This window comes from Streptomyces sp. NPDC088252, assembly GCF_044740965.1.
In the GTDB taxonomy this organism is placed as follows: domain Bacteria; phylum Actinomycetota; class Actinomycetes; order Streptomycetales; family Streptomycetaceae; genus Streptomyces.
The window spans coordinates 69342-86604 of record NZ_JBIURS010000011.1 but is presented as its reverse complement, the minus strand read 5'-3'; the positions used below and the strand labels follow the sequence as shown (position 1 = coordinate 86604).

General features: G+C 71.1%; 17 protein-coding genes. 7 read left to right on the top strand and 10 right to left on the bottom strand.

Annotation, left to right across the window (positions count from 1 at the left end; all coding sequences use genetic code 11):
* Positions 1-21: 21 nt before the first annotated feature.
* Positions 22-1224, bottom strand: coding sequence for a glutathionylspermidine synthase family protein (locus tag ACIOHC_RS23180; RefSeq protein ID WP_389636866.1), 1203 nt, complete (start codon positions 1222-1224; stop codon positions 22-24).
* A 6-nt stretch (positions 1225-1230) separates the two neighbouring features.
* A complete protein-coding gene (locus ACIOHC_RS23175) occupies positions 1231-1533 on the bottom strand; it encodes a hypothetical protein (RefSeq protein WP_351074431.1) in 303 nt (100 codons plus the stop codon).
* Positions 1534-1747: 214 nt separating this feature from the next.
* On the opposite strand from ACIOHC_RS23175, the gene ACIOHC_RS23170 reads away from it, so the two are divergent.
* From ACIOHC_RS23170 to ACIOHC_RS23160, 3 genes are all read left to right on the top strand, one after another.
* Entirely contained in the window at positions 1748-2227 is a 480-nt protein-coding gene (locus ACIOHC_RS23170; protein WP_351074432.1) for a hypothetical protein, read from the top strand.
* A gap of 88 nt (positions 2228-2315) precedes the next feature.
* Positions 2316-2939, top strand: coding sequence for a hypothetical protein (locus ACIOHC_RS23165; protein ID WP_351074433.1), 624 nt, complete (start codon positions 2316-2318; stop codon positions 2937-2939).
* Positions 2940-3163: 224 nt separating this feature from the next.
* Positions 3164-4003, top strand: coding sequence for a hypothetical protein (locus ACIOHC_RS23160; protein WP_351074537.1), 840 nt, complete (start codon positions 3164-3166; stop codon positions 4001-4003).
* Positions 4004-4148: 145 nt separating this feature from the next.
* On the opposite strand, the gene ACIOHC_RS23155 is transcribed toward ACIOHC_RS23160, so the two are convergent.
* Positions 4149-4817 (bottom strand): response regulator transcription factor, encoded by a 669-nt coding sequence (locus ACIOHC_RS23155; protein ID WP_351074435.1) that lies wholly within the window; start codon positions 4815-4817, stop codon positions 4149-4151.
* Positions 4808-5956 carry a histidine kinase gene (locus tag ACIOHC_RS23150; protein WP_351074436.1) on the bottom strand — a complete coding sequence of 383 codons (1149 nt, stop codon included), beginning with the start codon at positions 5954-5956 and terminating at the stop codon, positions 4808-4810. Before ACIOHC_RS23150 ends, ACIOHC_RS23155 begins: the two co-directional genes overlap by 10 nt.
* Positions 5957-6120: 164 nt before the next feature.
* Here ACIOHC_RS23150 and ACIOHC_RS23145 point away from each other — a divergent pair, with 164 nt between their 5' ends.
* Positions 6121-7368: a serine hydrolase domain-containing protein gene (locus tag ACIOHC_RS23145; protein WP_351074437.1), complete on the top strand. Its 1248-nt coding sequence runs from the start codon at positions 6121-6123 to the stop codon at positions 7366-7368.
* Between the two features lie 364 nt (positions 7369-7732).
* Here the strand turns inward: ACIOHC_RS23145 and ACIOHC_RS23140 are convergent, their stop codons facing one another.
* Entirely contained in the window at positions 7733-9136 is a 1404-nt protein-coding gene (locus ACIOHC_RS23140) for a PLP-dependent aminotransferase family protein (RefSeq protein WP_351074438.1), read from the bottom strand.
* A 47-nt stretch (positions 9137-9183) separates the two neighbouring features.
* Between ACIOHC_RS23140 and ACIOHC_RS23135 the strand changes: the two genes are divergently transcribed.
* Both ACIOHC_RS23135 and ACIOHC_RS23130 read left to right on the top strand, forming a co-directional pair.
* A complete protein-coding gene (locus ACIOHC_RS23135; protein ID WP_351074439.1) occupies positions 9184-9699 on the top strand; it encodes a carboxymuconolactone decarboxylase family protein in 516 nt (171 codons plus the stop codon).
* A 70-nt stretch (positions 9700-9769) separates the two neighbouring features.
* Positions 9770-10504, top strand: coding sequence for an isocitrate lyase/phosphoenolpyruvate mutase family protein (locus ACIOHC_RS23130; protein ID WP_351074441.1), 735 nt, complete (start codon positions 9770-9772; stop codon positions 10502-10504).
* A 161-nt stretch (positions 10505-10665) separates the two neighbouring features.
* On the opposite strand, the gene ACIOHC_RS23125 is transcribed toward ACIOHC_RS23130, so the two are convergent.
* The 3 genes from ACIOHC_RS23125 to ACIOHC_RS23115 all read right to left on the bottom strand — a co-directional run bounded on the left by ACIOHC_RS23125 (position 10666) and on the right by ACIOHC_RS23115 (position 13824).
* The gene (locus ACIOHC_RS23125) at positions 10666-11655 is read right to left on the bottom strand and encodes a malate dehydrogenase (RefSeq protein WP_351074442.1); all 990 of its coding nucleotides are present in this window, start codon (positions 11653-11655) and stop codon (positions 10666-10668) included.
* Between the two features lie 511 nt (positions 11656-12166).
* Positions 12167-12931, bottom strand: a complete 765-nt coding sequence (locus ACIOHC_RS23120; protein ID WP_351074444.1) for a DUF3017 domain-containing protein — start codon at positions 12929-12931, stop codon at positions 12167-12169.
* A gap of 29 nt (positions 12932-12960) precedes the next feature.
* Positions 12961-13824 (bottom strand): bifunctional methylenetetrahydrofolate dehydrogenase/methenyltetrahydrofolate cyclohydrolase, encoded by an 864-nt coding sequence (locus tag ACIOHC_RS23115; RefSeq protein WP_351074445.1) that lies wholly within the window; start codon positions 13822-13824, stop codon positions 12961-12963.
* A 234-nt stretch (positions 13825-14058) separates the two neighbouring features.
* Here ACIOHC_RS23115 and ACIOHC_RS23110 point away from each other — a divergent pair, with 234 nt between their 5' ends.
* Positions 14059-14634 carry a hypothetical protein gene (locus tag ACIOHC_RS23110; RefSeq protein WP_351074447.1) on the top strand — a complete coding sequence of 192 codons (576 nt, stop codon included), beginning with the start codon at positions 14059-14061 and terminating at the stop codon, positions 14632-14634.
* Between the two features lie 224 nt (positions 14635-14858).
* Here the strand turns inward: ACIOHC_RS23110 and purH are convergent, their stop codons facing one another.
* Complete coding sequence (gene purH / locus ACIOHC_RS23105; RefSeq protein WP_351074449.1) at positions 14859-16412, bottom strand: bifunctional phosphoribosylaminoimidazolecarboxamide formyltransferase/IMP cyclohydrolase; 1554 nt, start codon at positions 16410-16412, stop codon at positions 14859-14861.
* Positions 16399-17055: a phosphoribosylglycinamide formyltransferase gene (gene purN / locus ACIOHC_RS23100; protein WP_351074451.1), complete on the bottom strand. Its 657-nt coding sequence runs from the start codon at positions 17053-17055 to the stop codon at positions 16399-16401. Before purN ends, purH begins: the two co-directional genes overlap by 14 nt.
* Positions 17056-17263: the final 208 nt, after the last annotated feature.

Here is a 17263-nt window from a genome sequence, read left to right as displayed (position 1 = left end):
CCGACGGCTGCCGGACCGGTGTCAGAGGATGACGTGGGGCAGGAAGCGGGCGTACTCGTCCGTGACCGGCCCCGCCGATTCGCGGATGCCGAGCCCGGCCGCCTCGTCCTCGACGACCCACGCCCCCAGCACCACCCGGTTGCCGTCGAAGTCCGGCAGCGGCGCCAGCTCCTGGTAGCAGCACGGCTCGTCCCGCAGCACCGCGGGACTTCCCGGCTCGTGGATGGTGACCCCGGCCCCCTCCCGGCCGAGCAACGGCTTGGCGACATAGCCGGGGCCGTCGCCGCGGCCCGTACCCGCCGCCGCGAGTTCGCGGGGACCGTCCAGGTACGAGGGGAGCAGATTCGGATGGCCGGGGTAGAGCTCCCAGAGGATCGCCAGCAGCGCCTTGTTGGAGAGGAGCATCTTCCAGGCGGGCTCGATCCAGCAGGTGGTGCCGGTGCCACCGCCGTTGTCGAGGGTGTCCAGCACGTGCGGCCCGAACCGGTCGGTCGCCAGCCATTCCCACGGGTACAGCTTGAAACAGCTGCGGATGAAGCGGAGCCGCTCGTCCACGAACCGTCCGGCCAGCCGGTCCCAGCCGATCTGTTCGACGGAGAGCGCCTCCGTGTCGACCCCGGCCTGTTCGGCGGTCTCCCGCAGATAGGCGACCGTCATCAGGTCCTCGCCGATCTCGTCGCCCTCGGAGTGCGCGAAGTGCACCGGTCCGGCGGGCAGCAGCGCGGCCTGCCGACTCCACGCCGCGACGAGGCGTTCATGCAGCGAGTTCCACTGGTCGGCGCCCGGGAAGCGGTCCTCCATCCAGAACCACTGGGCGCTCGCGGCCTCCACCAGTGAGGTGGGGGTGTCCGCGTTGTACTCCAGCATCTTCGCCGGGCCGGTTCCGTCGTAGCACAGGTCGAACCTGCCGTACAGGGAAGGAAGTTCGTCGCGGCGGCGCCAGGAATCGGCGACCAGTGAAGCCAACCGCCGGTCGGTGATGCCGAGTTCGGCGAAGCGGTCTCGCTCCACCATGTGCGCGGCGGCGGCCAGGCACATCGCGTGCAATTCCTCGACGACCTCCTCCAGCGCCTCCACCTCGGGCAGTGAGAACGCGTAGTAGGCGCTCTCGTCCCAGTACGGGCGCAGCGAGCCGTCCGGGTGACGGGTGAGCGGGTAGACGACTCCCTGGCTCTCCACCATGTGCTGCCAGCCGGGGCGCGGCCGCGTGGTACGTCGCTCCATGGCGGTTCAGCCGCCGCCGGTGCCCGAGCAGCCGAAGCCGCCGCGTTGGACGGCCGCCTTGTCGAAGCTGCCGCCCTCCACCTTGCCGTTCCTGCTCTCGCCGCCGTAGTAGTACGAACCGCCGCCGCTTCCGCTGCCACTACCGCTCTTGCATTTGTAGTTGGGCAGTTGCTTGTGGTTCAGCGGGTCGACGCACCGCTTGTCCGGCTCCGAGCCGCACGAGGTGATCACCGCCGCGAGCATCCCCATCCCGCCGAGCACCACCGTGCTCGACCTCAGCTTGCGTGTGACCTTCTTTCCATCGGCCATGTCTCCGCCTCCCCCGGCGCGTGAATCAAGCCAATAAGGCCGTTCGTCCCAGACTAGAGCGCGGTCGATCGCGGCGAGAAGCGGGTTCCCTGTCACAAGTGACGGACCGTCCGCGTGCCGCGCCCGTACCGCACGAGACGTGCGTGCGGGAGGCAGCCGACATGCTCCGGCCAGTTCAGTAGTGTGGCCGTCGGAACGAACTGGAGGGGGACTGGTGACGTTCGACAACGATTGGGCACAGCTCAAGTCGGAGGTGCAGGAGCGCCATTCGGCAGTCATGCGACTCAACACCGCCGGGGCCACGTCCACCGGCGGCGGAGGCGAGGCCGATCTGGTGGTGCATCAGGATGACCTGGGCGCGGTGGGCAACGAGGCATTCCGGATCCACGGCGAGTTACGGAAGCGCTCCGACATCGCAGGTGCGGGAATGAACAAGAGCGGCGCCGGGACGACCGCCCAGGCCGCTGCGGAGCTGCAGGCGCAGAACTTCAGTGCCGGTTCGGAGTTGTACACGACACTCGAAGTCTGGACTTCGCAGGTCAACACCGTCCTGCAGATGTGCGCACACATCTCCAACCACTTGGACTACTCGAAGAAGGCGCATGCCAAGGACGACGAGGAAATCGCAGCCAGCCTACGCCGGAGAGACGGGTCGGCGGTTCCGGTCTCGGAACTGATGAAGTACGCGAAGTGAGCGCGGGAGCGGGGAAACGATGAGCGCACTCACTTACCCGCACAGACCCCGGCCGCGAACAGCAGGAAGCGCGATAGGGATTCAACCGGTGAACCATTCCGACAAGAGTGCTGCCGACGGGCGATCCCGGCGTCGTCGAGGGCTGCCCGTCGTCATCGCGCTGGTGTTCGCCGCCTGCGCCGCCGTCGTGATCGGCGTGTTCGCCCGGGCCGTCGACGACGTGGAGTCGGACCTGTCGGACCAGGAGATGAACTGCTGCTGGGAAAAGGGAGCCACCCCGGCCTGGATGAGCGAGCAGATGGGTCTGCGTGTCCCGGAGGCGGCATCGGACCGGCGTGCGGGTTACAAGGCGGGGCAGCGCTTCGACACGGGACTGCTGTCCTTCGTCCTGCCCAGCAAGGAGGCGGAGGCGTACACGGGCCGCCTTGTCCCGGAGGGCACCAGGATGATCAAGAACTTCCATCCGAAGGAGAAGGACTACCGGCCCGCCGCCGCCTTCTCCCGTCTCGGGCTGGCAGAGCCGGAGACGCTCGTGCAGGGGCTGCGACACGTCAGCCTGTGCCCCGATGGCCTCGACTCCCCCGAAGGCAAGCACCTTCGGCGTTGCATCGACCTGTTCGCGCACGAATTCAAGTCCGGCACCACTCGGATCTATGTCCGGTCGACCATCGAACCAGCCCTGACACCACCTCCCGCAAGCCCCGGTACGTAGAAGTCCGGTCAGTGGACGTGCCGCAACACGCCGCCCTCACCGGAGTTCCCGGACCGCACGGGCTCGCCGCGCTCCTGATCCTCTCCGGCGGGCCGGAGGGCCCCTGTGTGGGGCGTGGTCGTCATTCCGGCCGATCCGGCCGTTCATCAGCTCGAAGCGCTGTCGCCGAGAGCGGACGCGGGTCCGTCGGGCGCCCCCAGTAGAGTCCTTTCGTGTTCTTCGGGATGATCTGCGCGCTCGGCGCCGCCGTCTGCTTCGGTACGGCCTCCGTCCTCCAGGCCGTCGCCTCGCGCGCCGCCGCCGCGCCGGGGTCGGACGCGGGGGTCGATCCGGCGCTGCTGCTGCGCGCCCTGCGCCAGTGGCGCTACCTCGCCGGACTCGCCCTCGACGGTTGCGGTTTCGTCCTCCAGATCATCGCCCTGCGGTCCCTGCCGATCTACGCGGTGGGCGCCGCCCTCGCCGCGAGCCTCGCCGTGACGGCGGTGGTCGCCGCGCGGCTGCTCAAGGTGCGGCTGAGCGCGGTCGAATGGACCGCGGTCGGTGTCGTCTGTGCCGGCCTGGCCATGCTGGCCCTCTCCTCCGGTGGTGAGGGGCACGGCACCGGCCCGGCGGCGCTGCCCTGGTGGATGCTGGGGATCTCCCTGGGCATCCTGCTGATCGGCGCGGCGGCCGGACGGCTCCCGGAACGGCCGCGGGCGCTGGTCCTGGGGCTGGGCGCGGGCTGCGGTTTCGGGGTGGTCGAGGTCACCGTCCGACTGATCGACGACGTGTCCCCGTCGGCGCTGCTCACCAACCCGGCCGTGTACGCGCTGCTGCTGGGCGGCGGTTCGGCTTTCCTGCTGCTCACCTCGGCGCTGACGCGCGGTTCGGTGACGACGGCGACGGCCGGCATGGTGCTGGGCGAGACGATCGGCCCGGCGCTGGTCGGCGTCTTCTTGCTCGGGGACCGCACCCGCGAGGGCCTCGTCTGGCTGGCGGTCGCCGGCTTCGTGGTGGCGGTGGCGGGCGCCCTGGCCCTGGCCCGGTTCGGCGAGGCGCCGCAGGACACCCCCGAGACGGTCTGAGCCCGCGCGCACCGTCCACGACCGGCGCGCACCGCTCCGGGCGGGCGGCCTCCGAGGGGCTGCCGCGGCGGCGTCATCGTCACGGAGGACCCCGGCTGCGCCGGCGCGCTCGACGCCGCCCACGTCGCCGGGCCGGGTCGAGCGCTCAACAGGGGTCGGGTTCGGTGCCGCCTCTGTGGCGGCGGAGGTAGGCCAGGACGGCGCGGACCCGGCGGTGCCCGCTGTCGCCGACCGACAGGCCGAGTTTGAGGAAGACGCTGCCGATGTGTTTGTGGACGGCGTTGTCGGTGATGAAGAGCCGCTGGGCGATGGTGGCGTTGTCGTGCCCTTCGGCCATCAGAGCCAGGACCTCGCGTTCGCGGGGGGTGAGGGCGTCGACGGGATCGCCGCGGACAGCGAGGAGTTGGGCGACGACCTCGGGGTCCATGGCGGTGCCGCCGGCGGCCACACGGCGCAGTGCGTCGGTGAACTCCGCGATGCGGCTCACCCGGTCCTTGAGCAGATAGCCGATGCCGCCGCGGGTGTCGGAGAGGAGGCGGCCGGCGTATTCCTGCTCGACGTACTGGGACAGGACCAGGACGGGTAGTCCGGGGTGGTCACGGCGGGCCCGGAGGGCGGCGCGGATACCCTCGTCGCGGAAGGCCGGGGGCAGTCGCACGTCGACGATGGTGACGTCCGGGCGGTGGGTCTCGACGGCGGCAAGGAAGCCGGGGGCGTCGTCCGTGATCGCGGCGACCTCGAAGCCCTGGGAGCCCAGCAGGAGTTCGAGTCCGGAGGACAGCAGGACGTTGTCCTCGACGATGACTACGCGCACGGCAGCTCCACGGTGATGTCGGTCGGCCCGCCCGGCGGGCTGCTGATCTTCATGGTGCCGTCCAGGGCGGCGGCGCGGCGGCCGATTCCGTCCAGGCCGGTGCCTCGGGACGCGTCCGCCCCGCCGGTCCCGTCGTCGGTGATCTCTGCGGACAGCGTCGCGCCGCTGCGGGTGACGTGGACGGCGGCCTTGGTGGCCCGGCTGTGCCGGGCGATGTTCGCCAGCGCCTCGGTGACGGAGAAGTAGGCGACCGCTTCGACCGCGGCAGGGACCTCACCGAGCTCGCCGATGTCGATGCGGGTCGGCACGCCGGCCCTGTCGGCCAGGGTGCTGAGCGCGCCGACGAGGCCCTGGTCGGCCAGGACCGGAGGGTAGATGGTGCGGATGACCGAACGCAGCTCGGTCATGGCCTCCTCGGTCTCGGCTCGGGCCTGCTGTACGAGCGCGGCGGCCGCGTCCGGATCCTGGGGAAGGCTCTCCCCGGCCACGGCGAGCCGCATGGCGATGGCCACCAGCCGGGCCTGGATACCGTCGTGCAGGTCGCGTTCGATCCGGCGGAGTTCCGCGCCGTGCGCCTGCAGGACGTCTGCGCGCGTCCGCGTCAGTTCGGTGACGCGCGCGGCCAGTTGTTCCGCGGGAGACGGCGCCAGGACTGCCAGGCAGCAACGCGCGTGCATCCGAGCGAGCGGTGGCAGGGCGACGGTCGCCAGCGCCGCAAGAAGCAGGAAGTCCGCGAGACCGATCGTCAGCGCGGGGACCCAGCCGTTGATACGGACACCGAGCAGCGGCAGCCGTGGTGGATCCGACGCGGGAAACGCCCACCACCCCACGGTGATGACAAGGATGAGGAGCTGGTTGCCCAGGCACAGCAGGGCGAGTGTGCCCACGGGCAGGCCGGTGGCCACCTGAGTCACGAGCCACACGAGGTCGCGGCGGAGGGCGCGCGGGCGCGGCCCCACCGGTCGGCCCAGCAGCGCCCCGGCACGTCGGCGGTGGCGCTCCGCCCAGGGAGCTGCCAGCGACGGTGCGCACAGCAGAGGCGCCGCCACGAGCGTCACCGTCGCGGTCAGCAGGGTGCCGAGCAGGTAGCGTCCGCCGCGTCCGGCCTGGACCCACCGTGCGCGAATCTCGCCGATCACACCGTGCACTGGCTCGCCTTCGTCTGCCGTACGAGACCGGGAGCGGCCCTCGGACGCGCCACGGTACGTGCCGGGCGGCCCAGCGGCACTACAGCCACCTGTAGGTTCCAATCGGCCGCCTGTGGTAGCGACACGCAATTCGACGCCTACCTAGCGTGGCGTTCATGAGATTCACAACCCCGGCCTCCGCGCCGCAGCACCACCCGTCCCAGCAGCGTCGCCGCCGGATCGGCCGGGGGTGGCTGGCCGTCACGGCGGTCGCGCTCGGCACAGCGGGTATGGCCCTGGCCGTCCAGCCCTCGGACGGCGCGGCCGCGACGTCCGCGCCCGGCTACCAGCAGGATGACCTGCGCCTGGACACCGAGGGCATCCAGGCGCTGGGGATCACCGGCGTCCAGGCGCGGGTAACCACCGCCTCCGGCCGGGATCTGGTCGCCGCCGCCGGCGTCGCCGTGGCGGGCACGAACCGCCCGGTGCCCCGCGACGGCTACTTCCGGATAGCCAGCACCGGCAAGGCACTCATGGCCACGGTGATCCTGCAGTTGGTCGACGAGGGCAAGCTGTCACTGGACGACACGGTGGACAGCCGGCTGCCCGGTGTGATCGACGGCAACGGCAACGACGGACGGAAGATCACCGTGCGCCAGCTCCTGCAGAACACCAGCGGCCTCCACGACGACCTTCCCGGCTTCGACACCCCGCAGCAGTACTACGAGCACCGCTACGACACCTACACCCCCGAACAGATCGTCGCCCGGGCGATGAAGCACCACCCGGACTTCCGGCCCGGCGCCGGCTGGAGCTACTCCAACACCGGCTACGTCGTCCTCGGCATGATCGTCGACAAGGCCACCGGCCGCCCATGGCAGGAGGAGGTCGAGAGCCGGATCCTGAAACCGCTCGGCATGAACCACACCTATCTGCCGGGCACCACGTCCACCCTTCGTCGCCCGCACGCCGACGGCTATCAGGTCTTCGCCTCCGGCGAACGGACCGACGTCACCGAACAGATCGTCCCCGACCTCGGCGGCTATGTCTCCACCACGGCGGACGTCAACCGTTTCTTCCAGGGACTGCTGGGCGGCAGGCTGCTGTCCGAGGCGCGCATGGCCGAGATGCAGGACACCGTCCCCGTCGACAAGCGGATCGAGGCATTCTGGCCCCGCGGACGCTACGGCCTCGGCTTGGTGAACCGCCCCCTGACCTGCGGCGGCAGTTACTGGAGCCACGAAGGGGGCGAAGCCGGCTACATCACCCTGAACGGCGCCACCGACGACGGCAGCCGCACCGTCACCGTCTCCCTGTCCACCAGCTTCAACGACCTCGATGAAACGCTCCGGCAACACGAGGCCGCCAGCGACCTCGTCGACCGCGCGCTGTGCGACACCTCCAGCGACAGACAGGGAAAGTAACCGCTCAGGGCGTTCGTGCCGGCTCCGGGCCACCACAAGCTGCTCCCTGCAGCGGCACCGGCCGGCACGGGCGATTGTTCAAGAGCCCGTGCGGCTCTCAGCTCGGCTCCCGGCTTCCGCGGTGCGGGCACGGTTGTCGCAGCGAGGTCGAGGCGGGCGTCCATGAGATCCACGTCCGGTCGACCATCGAACCAACCGTGACGCCACCTCCTGCGAGCCCCGGCCCGTAGCAGCGCCGCGATGCACTCGCCCTCACCGGCGTTCCCGCGAACAAACGCTCTCATCTCGCACACGACCACGTCCGGCGCCCCGAAGCCCCATACGTGAGGCCGTACTCGTCCGCTCCCGTACACACGGCCAAGCCTCATGAAAGCACGCGCAACAGGGCCTCCAGCGCCCCCGCCCAGGCGCTGTCGGTCGGTGTTCCGTAACCGATGACCAGCGCGTCGCGCCCCGGCGGTGCCTGCGGGTGCCGGAAGCGCGAGAGCCCTTCCAGCGCGAGCCCCTGCCACGCCGCCGACCGCAGCGCGGCCTCCTCGCCGCCCTCCGGGAGTTCGAGCACGGCGTGCAGACCGGCGGCGATCCCGCTGACCCGGACACCGGGGGCGCGTTCCGCCAGTACCGCCACGAGTTGATCACGTCGGCGGCGGTAGCGCAGCCGCATCGCCCGCACATGGCGGTCGTACGCGCCCGACGCGATGAACTCCGCGAGTGTCAACTGCTCCAGGGCACTCGACGACCAGTCGCTCAGCCCCTTCGCCTCGGTCACCTCCTCCACCAGGCTCTCCGGCAGCACCATCCACCCCAGCCGCAGCCCCGGTGCCAGGGATTTGCTCGTCGTCCCCAGATGGACGACGCGTTCCGGGTCGAGCCCCTGGAGCGCGCCGACCGGCTGCCGGTCGTAACGGAACTCGCCGTCGTAGTCGTCCTCCAGGATCAGTCCGCCCGTACCACGCGCCCAGTCGACCGCCGCGGCCCGCCGGCCGGGATGGAGCGGCACGCCCGTCGGGAACTGGTGCGCGGGCGTCAGCAGGACCGCGCCCGCACCGCGCAGCCCGGACAGTTCATCGGTCCTGGCCCCGAGTCCGTCGACCGGCAGGCAGGGCATGCGCAGTCCGGCGTCCGCGAGCAGCTTCCAGTGCACGTCCAGTCCGTACGACTCGGCGGCCACCTCCCTGACCCGCCGCTTGCGCAGCACCTCCCCCATCAGTTTCAGCGCCTGGACGAAACCGGCGCAGACCACGATCCGTTCCGGATCGGCGTACACACCGCGGGCGCGGGCCAGATACTCGGCGAGTACGGTGCGCAGCTCGATGCGCCCGCGCGGATCCCCGTACCCGAAGGCGTCGTTGGGGGCGTCGGTCAGGGCGCGGCGGGCCGCCTTGAGCCAGTCGGCGCGCGGGAACGTCGAGAGGTCGGGCGACCCGGCCTGCAGGTTGTGGGCGGGCCGGGCGACCACCGGCCGTGACCGTGCCGTCCGCCGGGCCGCCGGGCGCGGCTCGGCCCGCCGCGCCACCCTGGTGCCCGAACCCTGCCGGGCGCTGAGCCAGCCCTCGGCGACCAGCTCGGCGTAGGCGTCGGCGACGGTGTTCCGGGCGATGCCGAGGTCCACGGCGAGGCTGCGGGAGGAGGGCAGCCGGGTCCCGGGCGCCAGCCGCCCCGTCCGTACGGCCTCGCGCAGGGCGTCCATGAGCCCGGTCCGCAGCCCCGTCGAGCCGGTCGTCTCCAGATGCAGGTCGGCACCGAAAGTGGCCCAGGAATCCGTCATGGAAATGGACCATACCGCTGCGCCACCCACGCCGTAACGTCGTACCCATGACGACGAACGAGCACAGCCACCCCACCTCCGAACTCAACCCCGAGCACACCCCTCGTATGCAGCAGTGGGCCGAGCTGGCCCCCGATGTCTACAAGGCCATGGTCCGGCTGGACGCCGCGTCCCGCAGGGGCCTCGACCCGGTCATCGGGGAGCTGGTGAAGATCCGCTCCTCGCAACTCAACCACTGCGCGTTCTGCCTCGACATGCACACCAAGGACGCACTCGCGGCGGGCGAGTCCGTCGAGCGGATCGTCCAGCTCAGCGCGTGGGAGGAGTCCAAGCACTTCTACACGCCCAAGGAGATCGCGGCCATCGAGCTGACCGAGGCGGTGACCGTGCTGACCGACGGTTTCGTGCCGGACGAGGTGTGGGGGAACGCCGCCGAGCACTTCGACGAGACCGAGCTCGCCCACCTCGTCGCCGCGATCACCACGATCAACGCGTGGAACCGGTTCGCCGTGACCACCCGCATGGTGCCCGGCCACTACAAGCCGGGCGACATCAAGCACTGACCCGGCGACACCCGCCGCGTCCCGCACCCCCTGCCCGCCCCTGTGTCGAAACACTTCCGGGAGCCCCGCGATGACCGCATCCGTTCTCCGTGCTCTGCACCATGACCGCGCCCCCGGCGATCCGCTGGTCCTCCCCGGCCCGTGGGACGCGGCGAGCGCCCGCGTCTTCGCCGGGGCGGGCTTCCCGGCGCTCGCCACACCCAGCGCCGGGATCGCGGCCTCGCTCGGTTACGAGGACGGGGCGACGCCCGCCGCGGAGATGTTCGCGGCCGTGGCCAGGATCGTGCGCGCCGTCCCGGCCCACGTGCCCGTCTCGGCGGACATCGAGGGCGGCTACGGGCTGGCACCGAAGGAGCTCGTGGAGCGAGTCCTGGACACGGGAGCCGTCGGCTGCAATCTGGAGGATTCCGTCGACGGCACCCTCGTCGACGCCCGGCGGCAGGCGGACCGGCTGGCCGAGGTACGGGCGGTCGCGGGCGACCGGCTCTTCGTCAACGCCCGCGTCGACACGTACGTGCACGGTGTCCCCGAGGGCACGGACCAGGAGGCCGAGACGGTCCGCCGCGCCCTGCTGTACGTGGCGGCGGGCGCGGACTGCGTCTACCCGATCGCGGCCCCGCCCGAGTCCCTGCCCCGGCTGGCCGCCGCCGTCCCGGCCCCGCTCAATGCCCTGGCCCGGCCGGACGGGCCGTCCCCGCGCGAGCTCGGCGCCCTGGGCGCCACCCGGATCACCTTCGGTCCGGGTCTGCAGCGCCGGGCCATGGCGGCCGTCCGCGGGATCGCCGACGAGCTGCGGAAGGCATGAGCGACCCGCCGGGACCGCACGGTCACGCGTGTCCGCACGCGCATGACAGCCCGGACTCGGGTGGGCGCCCGGTCGGTTCCCGGCCACGGCCACGCACGCAGCCGCCCCCGGCAGCGGCTGCTGACGGGGGCGGTGAGGTACGCCTCGCAGGACGTACGGGATCAGATCAGGCCGAGCTCGCGCACCGCGTCGCGCTCCTCGATGAGCTCCTGCACCGACGCGTCGATGCGCGTACGGGAGAACTCGTTGATGTCCAGGCCCTGGACGATCTCGTACTTGCCGTCCTTCGTGGTGACCGGGAAGGACGAGATGATGCCCTCGGGCACGCCGTAGGAGCCGTCCGACGGGATACCCATGGAGGTCCAGTCGCCCGCGGCGGTGCCGTTGACCCAGGTGTGGACGTGGTCGATGGCGGCGTTGGCGGCGGAGGCGGCGGAGGACGCGCCACGGGCCTCGATGATCGCGGCGCCGCGCTTGGCGACGGTCGGGATGAAGGTGTCGGCCAGCCATGCCTCGTCGTTGACGAGCTCGGCGGCGTTCTTGCCGGCGACCTCCGCGTGGAAGACGTCGGGGTACTGGGTCGCCGAGTGGTTGCCCCAGATCGTCAGCTTCTTGATGTCGGAGACGGCGGCACCGGTCTTGGCGGCCAGCTGCGAGATCGCGCGGTTGTGGTCGAGGCGGGTCATCGCGGTGAAGCGCTCGGCCGGTACGTCCGGGGCGGCGGCCTGCGCGATGAGCGCGTTGGTGTTGGCCGGGTTGCCGACGACGAGGACCTTGATGTCGTCCGCGGCGTTGTCGTTGATCGCCTTGCCCTGCGGCTTGAAGATGCCGCCGTTGGCGGAGAGCAGGTCGCCGCGCTCCATGCCCTTCGTACGCGGGCGGGCGCCGACCAGCAGGGCGACGTTGGCACCGTCGAACGCCTTGTTGGCGTCGTCGGTGATCTCGATGCCACGCAGCAGCGGGAAGGCACAGTCGTCGAGCTCCATCGCGGTGCCCTCGGCGGCCTTCAGACCCTGCGGGATTTCCAGGAGTCGCAGGTTGACCGGCACGTCCGGGCCGAGCAGGTGGCCGGAGGCGATGCGGAAGAGCAGCGCGTAGCCGATCTGGCCGGCTGCGCCGGTCACGGTGACATTCACGGGAGTGCGGGTCATGGCGATCTCCGTTAGACAGCTGGCGGTGGGGGTCCCTGCCCCTGGTGCTGGACATCCCTGAATCTTGATGTGAAGAGATATCCAGCGTTCAGGCTATCGGACCCGGAACCTCCCGACGGCCCGGCCCCCTGTGGCACCGCACACAACCCGTCACACAGCGCTCACCCGGCCGTATCCGCTCACCCGGGAGGTGGTCGCTCGATGGGGTGGGTGTTCGGAACCCGGAGCGCCCTCGCACACGCCACCGACGCATGCCGAGCACTCCGTTGCGGGACGATCACACCGTGGCGGAATGGTCACTTCCGTGCCACAGGCCCCGGGGTTCCCTTGAACCGCCCTTCGCCGTCAACCAGGCTGAGACCAGGACGGGGGCGAGGCCGCTCAAGTCACCACGTTCCGGGGCGACTTCGCCCCGGCGGCCCCCCGCCCTCGGGTGTCCGTCCCTTCTCGGGGGAGGGGACGGACACCGTCCGCGAGCGGCGCGGCCGGGCAGGCGGACGGCCGTACGGACTCAGCGGATCGTGAAGTGGACCGCGTCCTCCAGGAACGGCATGTCCAGCCACGGCTTGGGCTGTGCCACCAGTGCGAGCATCACGATGAGGAAGCCGAGCAGCCCGTACGTCACCAGGTCGGTGAAGCGGGAACGGACCGCCAGCATGCCCACCGACGGGACCACGAGCCGCAGCACGGCGCCCCCGATGAGGGCCGCCCCGATCAGGATCGTGCCGATCCTGAAGGCCTCGGCGAAGGGGTCGACGGCCACGATCAGCAGCCCGATCCCGGCCGTGCAGAGCACGGCGAGCAGTGGCCACTGCCGAGCCGGTGCGGGGGCGTCCCCGGACGCCGCACGGCCACCGCCCTCGGGGCGCGCGGTGTCGCGGGTGAACGAGGGGAACCTGCGTGACGGGCGCGCCCCCTTGCTCGGGGCGGCCTGCGGGCGAACACCCTCGCTCCGGTCCGAGCCGGTGCCGGAGCCCGTACGGGAGCCGGCGTCCGGCTCCGGCTCCGGTCCCGGGTTCGAATCCGCACCGGCCGCCGAGCCGGCGGATGCGTTCACGTCGGCGTCGGCGTCGAAGTCCGCACCGGCGTCCGCGGGGCCCGGGGCGGCCGCCCCCTCAAGGGCAGCGCCCTCCGAAGCGGCGCTCTCACGGGTCGCAGCCCGATCCGGCACGGTCGCATCCGTCGTATCCGCGGCGGGCGCCTCCGCGCCCGCCGGCACCGGAGACTTCCGGTCCGCCTCGGCGGCCGGGTCGGCCGGACTCGTACCAGCACCCATGGGCTTCCTTCCGGATCGGGTCGGTCGGCTCAGACCGCGGCGGCCGCGTCGCGCTCGGCCGCCTCGACCACGTTGACGAGCAGCTGGGCGCGGGTCATCGGGCCGACGCCGCCCGGGTTCGGGGAGATCCAGGCGGCGACCTCGGCCACGCCCGGGTGGACGTCCCCGACGATCTTGCCGTTCTCGTCCCGGCTGACGCCGACGTCGAGCACGGCCGCGCCCGGCTTCACGTCCTCGGGCTTGACGATGTACGGAACACCGGCGGCGGCGACGATGATGTCGGCCTGCCTGAGCTGGGCGGAGAGGTCACGCGTACCGGTGTGGCACTGGGTGACGGTGGCGTTCTCGGACTTGCGGGTCAGCAGCAGCGGGATCGAGCGGCCGATGGTGACACCGCGGCCGACGACCACGACATGCGCCCCGTTGATCTCCACGTCGTGGTGGCGGAGCAGCTGGACGACACCCTGCGGGGTGCAGGGCAGCGGACCCGTCTCGTTCAGCACCAGACGGCCGAGGTTCATCGGGTGGAGGCCGTCGGCGTCCTTGGCCGGATCCATCAGCTCCAGGACGCGGTTGGTGTCGATCCCCTTGGGGAGGGGAAGCTGCACGATGTAGCCCGTGCACGCGGGGTCGGCGTTGAGCTCCCGTACGACGTCCTCGATCTCCTCCTGGGTGGCGGTGTCGGGGAGTTCGCGCTGGATCGAGCCGATGCCGACCTGGGCGCAGTCGCGGTGCTTGCCGTTCACGTACCACCGGCTGCCCGGGTCGTCCCCGACGAGCAGGGTTCCCAGGCCAGGGGTGATGCCCTGCGCCTTGAGGGCCGCCACGCGGACGGTGAGATCGGACTTGATCGCGGCTGCGGTGGCCTTGCCATCGAGAATCTGGGCAGTCATGTCCCCATACTCGCGGATGACCCCGCCCGCATACCAATTCCGGGCGTCGCCGATGACCGTCAGGTTGCGCTTGGACAACGCATTCGGCAATTGGCTGGACATAAAGCCGACGTCAAGACCACGATGAGCTGCGCACTACCGCGGACAGTGTCGGGGGGACAGACCGTACTCATTGCGCATGTTTCCTCCGCCCGGACCGCGTCGTCCCCATTTTTTCAACGGAGGAATCTCGCCATGAGCTTCGGCGACCCGAACAACCCCTACAGCCAGCAGCAGGGCGGGCAGCCGGGTTACGGCTATCCCCAGCAGTCCCCGCAGGGCGGACAGCCGGGTTACGGCTACCCGCAGGCCCCCGCGGGCTACGGCTACCCCGGCGGCCCCGCCGAGATGCCGGGCGGTGTCAAGGCGGCCCGCATCATGCTCTACATCCTCGGTGGCTTCCAGGCCCTCGGTGCCGTGCTCGCCATCGTCGCCGGTGCGTGGATCAGCAAGCAGCTCTCCGACACCTCGACCTACGGCAGCGACTCCGACAAGGCGGCCGGCATCGGCATGGGCGTCATGGTCGTCGTCGGCATCTTCATCCTCGCCTTCGCCCTCTGGGCGATCCTGACGGCTGCCAAGTTCACCACCGGCGGCAACGGCATCCGCATCTCCGCCATCGTGTACGGCTCGGTGACCACACTGTTCAGCCTCATCAGCCTGCTGGGCGCGAACGTCTTCTCGCTCATCAGCATCGCGCTGGGCATCATGATCATCGTCTTCTGCGCCAAGCAGGACGGCGCCGCCTGGTTCCAGCGTCCGCGTCCCTGAGGCGCGCCGCGCACGGGTCCGACCGCATCCGGTCGGCCCGCCCGCTCGGACGCGAGCGGATGAGAAGGCCGTGGATCCACGTTCGTGCCGGTCCACGGCCTTCGGCCGCTCCACCGGCCGGGGGAAGGCCCCCGGTCGGCGGAGCGGGCCCGGTGCACCTGGCATGCCGCACGCGAAGGGCCGGAACTCCTCGGGGAGTTCCGGCCCTTCGCGCTGGGGAACCGTCAGTGGAAGAAGTGCCGCGTACCCGTGAAGTACATCGTCACGCCCGCCTTCTTCGCGGCCTCGACGACCAGCTCGTCACGGACCGAACCCCCGGGCTGGGCCACGGCCCTGATGCCGGCGGCGGTGAGGATCTCCAGCCCGTCCGGGAACGGGAAGAACGCGTCGGAGGCGGCGTACGCGCCCCTCGCCCGCTCCTCGCCCGCCCGCTCGACGGCCAGCTTCGCGGAGTCGACCCGGTTGACCTGCCCCATGCCGACGCCGACGGAGGCGCCGCCCTTGGCGAGCAGGATCGCGTTGGACTTGACCGCGCGGCAGGCCTTCCACGCGAAGGCGAGCTCCTTCAGCTCGTCCTCGGAGAGGGCTTCGCCGGTGGCGAGGGTCCAGTTGGCCGGGTCGTCCCCGTCGGCCTGGAGCCGGTCGGTGACCTGCAGCAGCGCGCCGCCGTCGATCGGCTTCACCTCGACCGGGGCGGTCGGGGCGTCGGGGCAGCGCAGCACCCGGATGTTCTTCTTCCGGGCCAGGACCTCGACCGCGCCGTCCTCGTACGCCGGGGCGACGATGACCTCGGTGAAGATCTCCGCGACCTGCTCGGCCATGGCGACGGTCACCGGACGGTTGACGGCGATGACACCGCCGAAGGCCGACAGCGGGTCGCAGGCGTGCGCGTTGCGGTGCGCCTCGGCGACGTCGTCGGCGATCGCGATGCCGCACGGGTTGGCGTGCTTGATGATCGCGACACACGGCTCGGCGTGGTCGTACGCGGCCCGGCGCGCGGCGTCGGTGTCCGTGTAGTTGTTGTACGACATCTCCTTGCCGTGCAGCTGCTCCGCCTCGGCCAGGCCGCCGGTGCCCGAGGTGTAGAGCGCGGCGGGCTGGTGCGGGTTCTCGCCGTACCGAAGGACGTTCTTGCGCTCGTACGTCGCACCGAAGAAGTCGGGGAAGCCCGAGTCGTCGGCGGCGGCGTAGCCCTCCGCGAACCAGGAGGCCACGGCCACGTCGTACGCGGCGGTGTGCTGGAACGCCTCGGCGGCCAGGCGCTTGCGGGCGGTCAGGTCGAAGCCGCCCGCCCTGACGGCGGCGAGGACGTCGCCGTACCGCGCGGGGCTGGTGACGACGGCCACGGACGGGTGGTTCTTCGCGGCGGCGCGGACCATGGACGGGCCGCCGATGTCGATCTGCTCCACGCACTCGTCGTCGGAGGCACCGGAGGCGACGGTCTCCTTGAACGGGTACAGGTTCACGACGACGAGGTCGAAGGGCTCGACACCCAGCTCGGCGAGCTGCTCGCGGTGGGTTTCCAGGCGCAGGTCGGCGAGGATGCCGGCGTGGACGCGCGGGTGCAGCGTCTTGACGCGGCCGTCGAGGCACTCGGGGAAGCCGGTGAGCTCCTCGACCTTGGTGACCGGCACCCCGGCGGCGGCGATCCTCCCGGCGGTGGAGCCGGTGGAGACGAGCTCGACACCCGCCTCGTGCAGACCGCGGGCGAGGTCTTCGAGCCCCGTCTTGTCGTAGACACTGACCAGGGCGCGGCGGATGGGCTTATTCACCGACATGACCGAGATGAACCTTTCGTCCCTCAATGCGATAGCCGTCACGGGCGAGCCGCCCCACGGCCTCGACGAGCAGCTTGCGCTCGACTTCCTTGATGCGTTCATGGAGGGCGGCCTCGCCCTCCGCCGTGTCCGCTTCGGTCACCTCGACCACGCCCTGCGCGATGATCGGACCGGTGTCGACACCGTCGTCGACGAAGTGGACGGTGCACCCGGTGACCTTCACGCCGTACGCGAGCGCGTCACGCACCCCATGGGCACCGGGAAAGCTGGGGAGCAGGGCGGGGTGGGTGTTGATGAACCGGCCGCCGAACCGGGCGAGGAACTCCTTGCCCACGATCTTCATGAACCCCGCGGACACCACGAGGTCCGGATGGTGCTCGGCCGTGGCTGCCACCAGCGCCGCGTCCCACTCCTCGCGGGTGGCGTGGTCCTTGACCCTGCACACGAAGGTCGGCAGACCGGCGCGCTCCGCCCGTTCCAGGCCGACGATTCCGGAGCGGTCGGCGCCGACCGCGACGACCTGCGCGCCGAAGCCCTCGGGATCGTCACCGATGGCGTCGAGCAGGGCTTGGAGATTCGTTCCTGAGCCGGACACCAGCACGACCAGGCGGGCCGGGGCGGCGGCGGGGGGCGGGGAGGCCACGGCTGGGCCCTTTCTCGCGTGGTGAAGCAGAGTGACGCTGATTTGTATGGTCGTACGAATGAACCGAACCCCTCGATACGGGGAACTCTACGAACGAGCCGACCGTCAGCAACGATACCGGCACCTCCGGGGCCCTCTGCGGGACGGGGGTGAGGGGCCGCGGGCCGATCACGGGCAGGCCGCGGGGAGCGGTGGGGAGGGGCGAAGA

What these genes read in the sequence shown, in the direction of transcription:
- ACIOHC_RS23180 (WP_389636866.1), bottom strand. Translation starts at nt 1,224, where the DNA reads ATGGAGCGACGTACCACGCGGCCGCGCCCCGGCTGGCAGCACATGGTG.
- ACIOHC_RS23175 (WP_351074431.1), bottom strand. Translation starts at nt 1,533, where the DNA reads ATGGCCGATGGAAAGAAGGTCACACGCAAGCTGAGGTCGAGCACGGTG.
- ACIOHC_RS23160 (WP_351074537.1), top strand. Translation starts at nt 3,164, where the DNA reads ATGATCTGCGCGCTCGGCGCCGCCGTCTGCTTCGGTACGGCCTCCGTC.
- ACIOHC_RS23145 (WP_351074437.1), top strand. Translation starts at nt 6,121, where the DNA reads ATGAGATTCACAACCCCGGCCTCCGCGCCGCAGCACCACCCGTCCCAG.
- ACIOHC_RS23140 (WP_351074438.1), bottom strand. Translation starts at nt 9,136, where the DNA reads ATGACGGATTCCTGGGCCACTTTCGGTGCCGACCTGCATCTGGAGACG.
- ACIOHC_RS23135 (WP_351074439.1), top strand. Translation starts at nt 9,184, where the DNA reads ATGACGACGAACGAGCACAGCCACCCCACCTCCGAACTCAACCCCGAG.
- ACIOHC_RS23130 (WP_351074441.1), top strand. Translation starts at nt 9,770, where the DNA reads ATGACCGCATCCGTTCTCCGTGCTCTGCACCATGACCGCGCCCCCGGC.
- ACIOHC_RS23125 (WP_351074442.1), bottom strand. Translation starts at nt 11,655, where the DNA reads ATGACCCGCACTCCCGTGAATGTCACCGTGACCGGCGCAGCCGGCCAG.
- ACIOHC_RS23120 (WP_351074444.1), bottom strand. Translation starts at nt 12,931, where the DNA reads ATGGGTGCTGGTACGAGTCCGGCCGACCCGGCCGCCGAGGCGGACCGG.
- ACIOHC_RS23115 (WP_351074445.1), bottom strand. Translation starts at nt 13,824, where the DNA reads ATGACTGCCCAGATTCTCGATGGCAAGGCCACCGCAGCCGCGATCAAG.
- ACIOHC_RS23110 (WP_351074447.1), top strand. Translation starts at nt 14,059, where the DNA reads ATGAGCTTCGGCGACCCGAACAACCCCTACAGCCAGCAGCAGGGCGGG.
- purH (WP_351074449.1), bottom strand. Translation starts at nt 16,412, where the DNA reads ATGTCGGTGAATAAGCCCATCCGCCGCGCCCTGGTCAGTGTCTACGAC.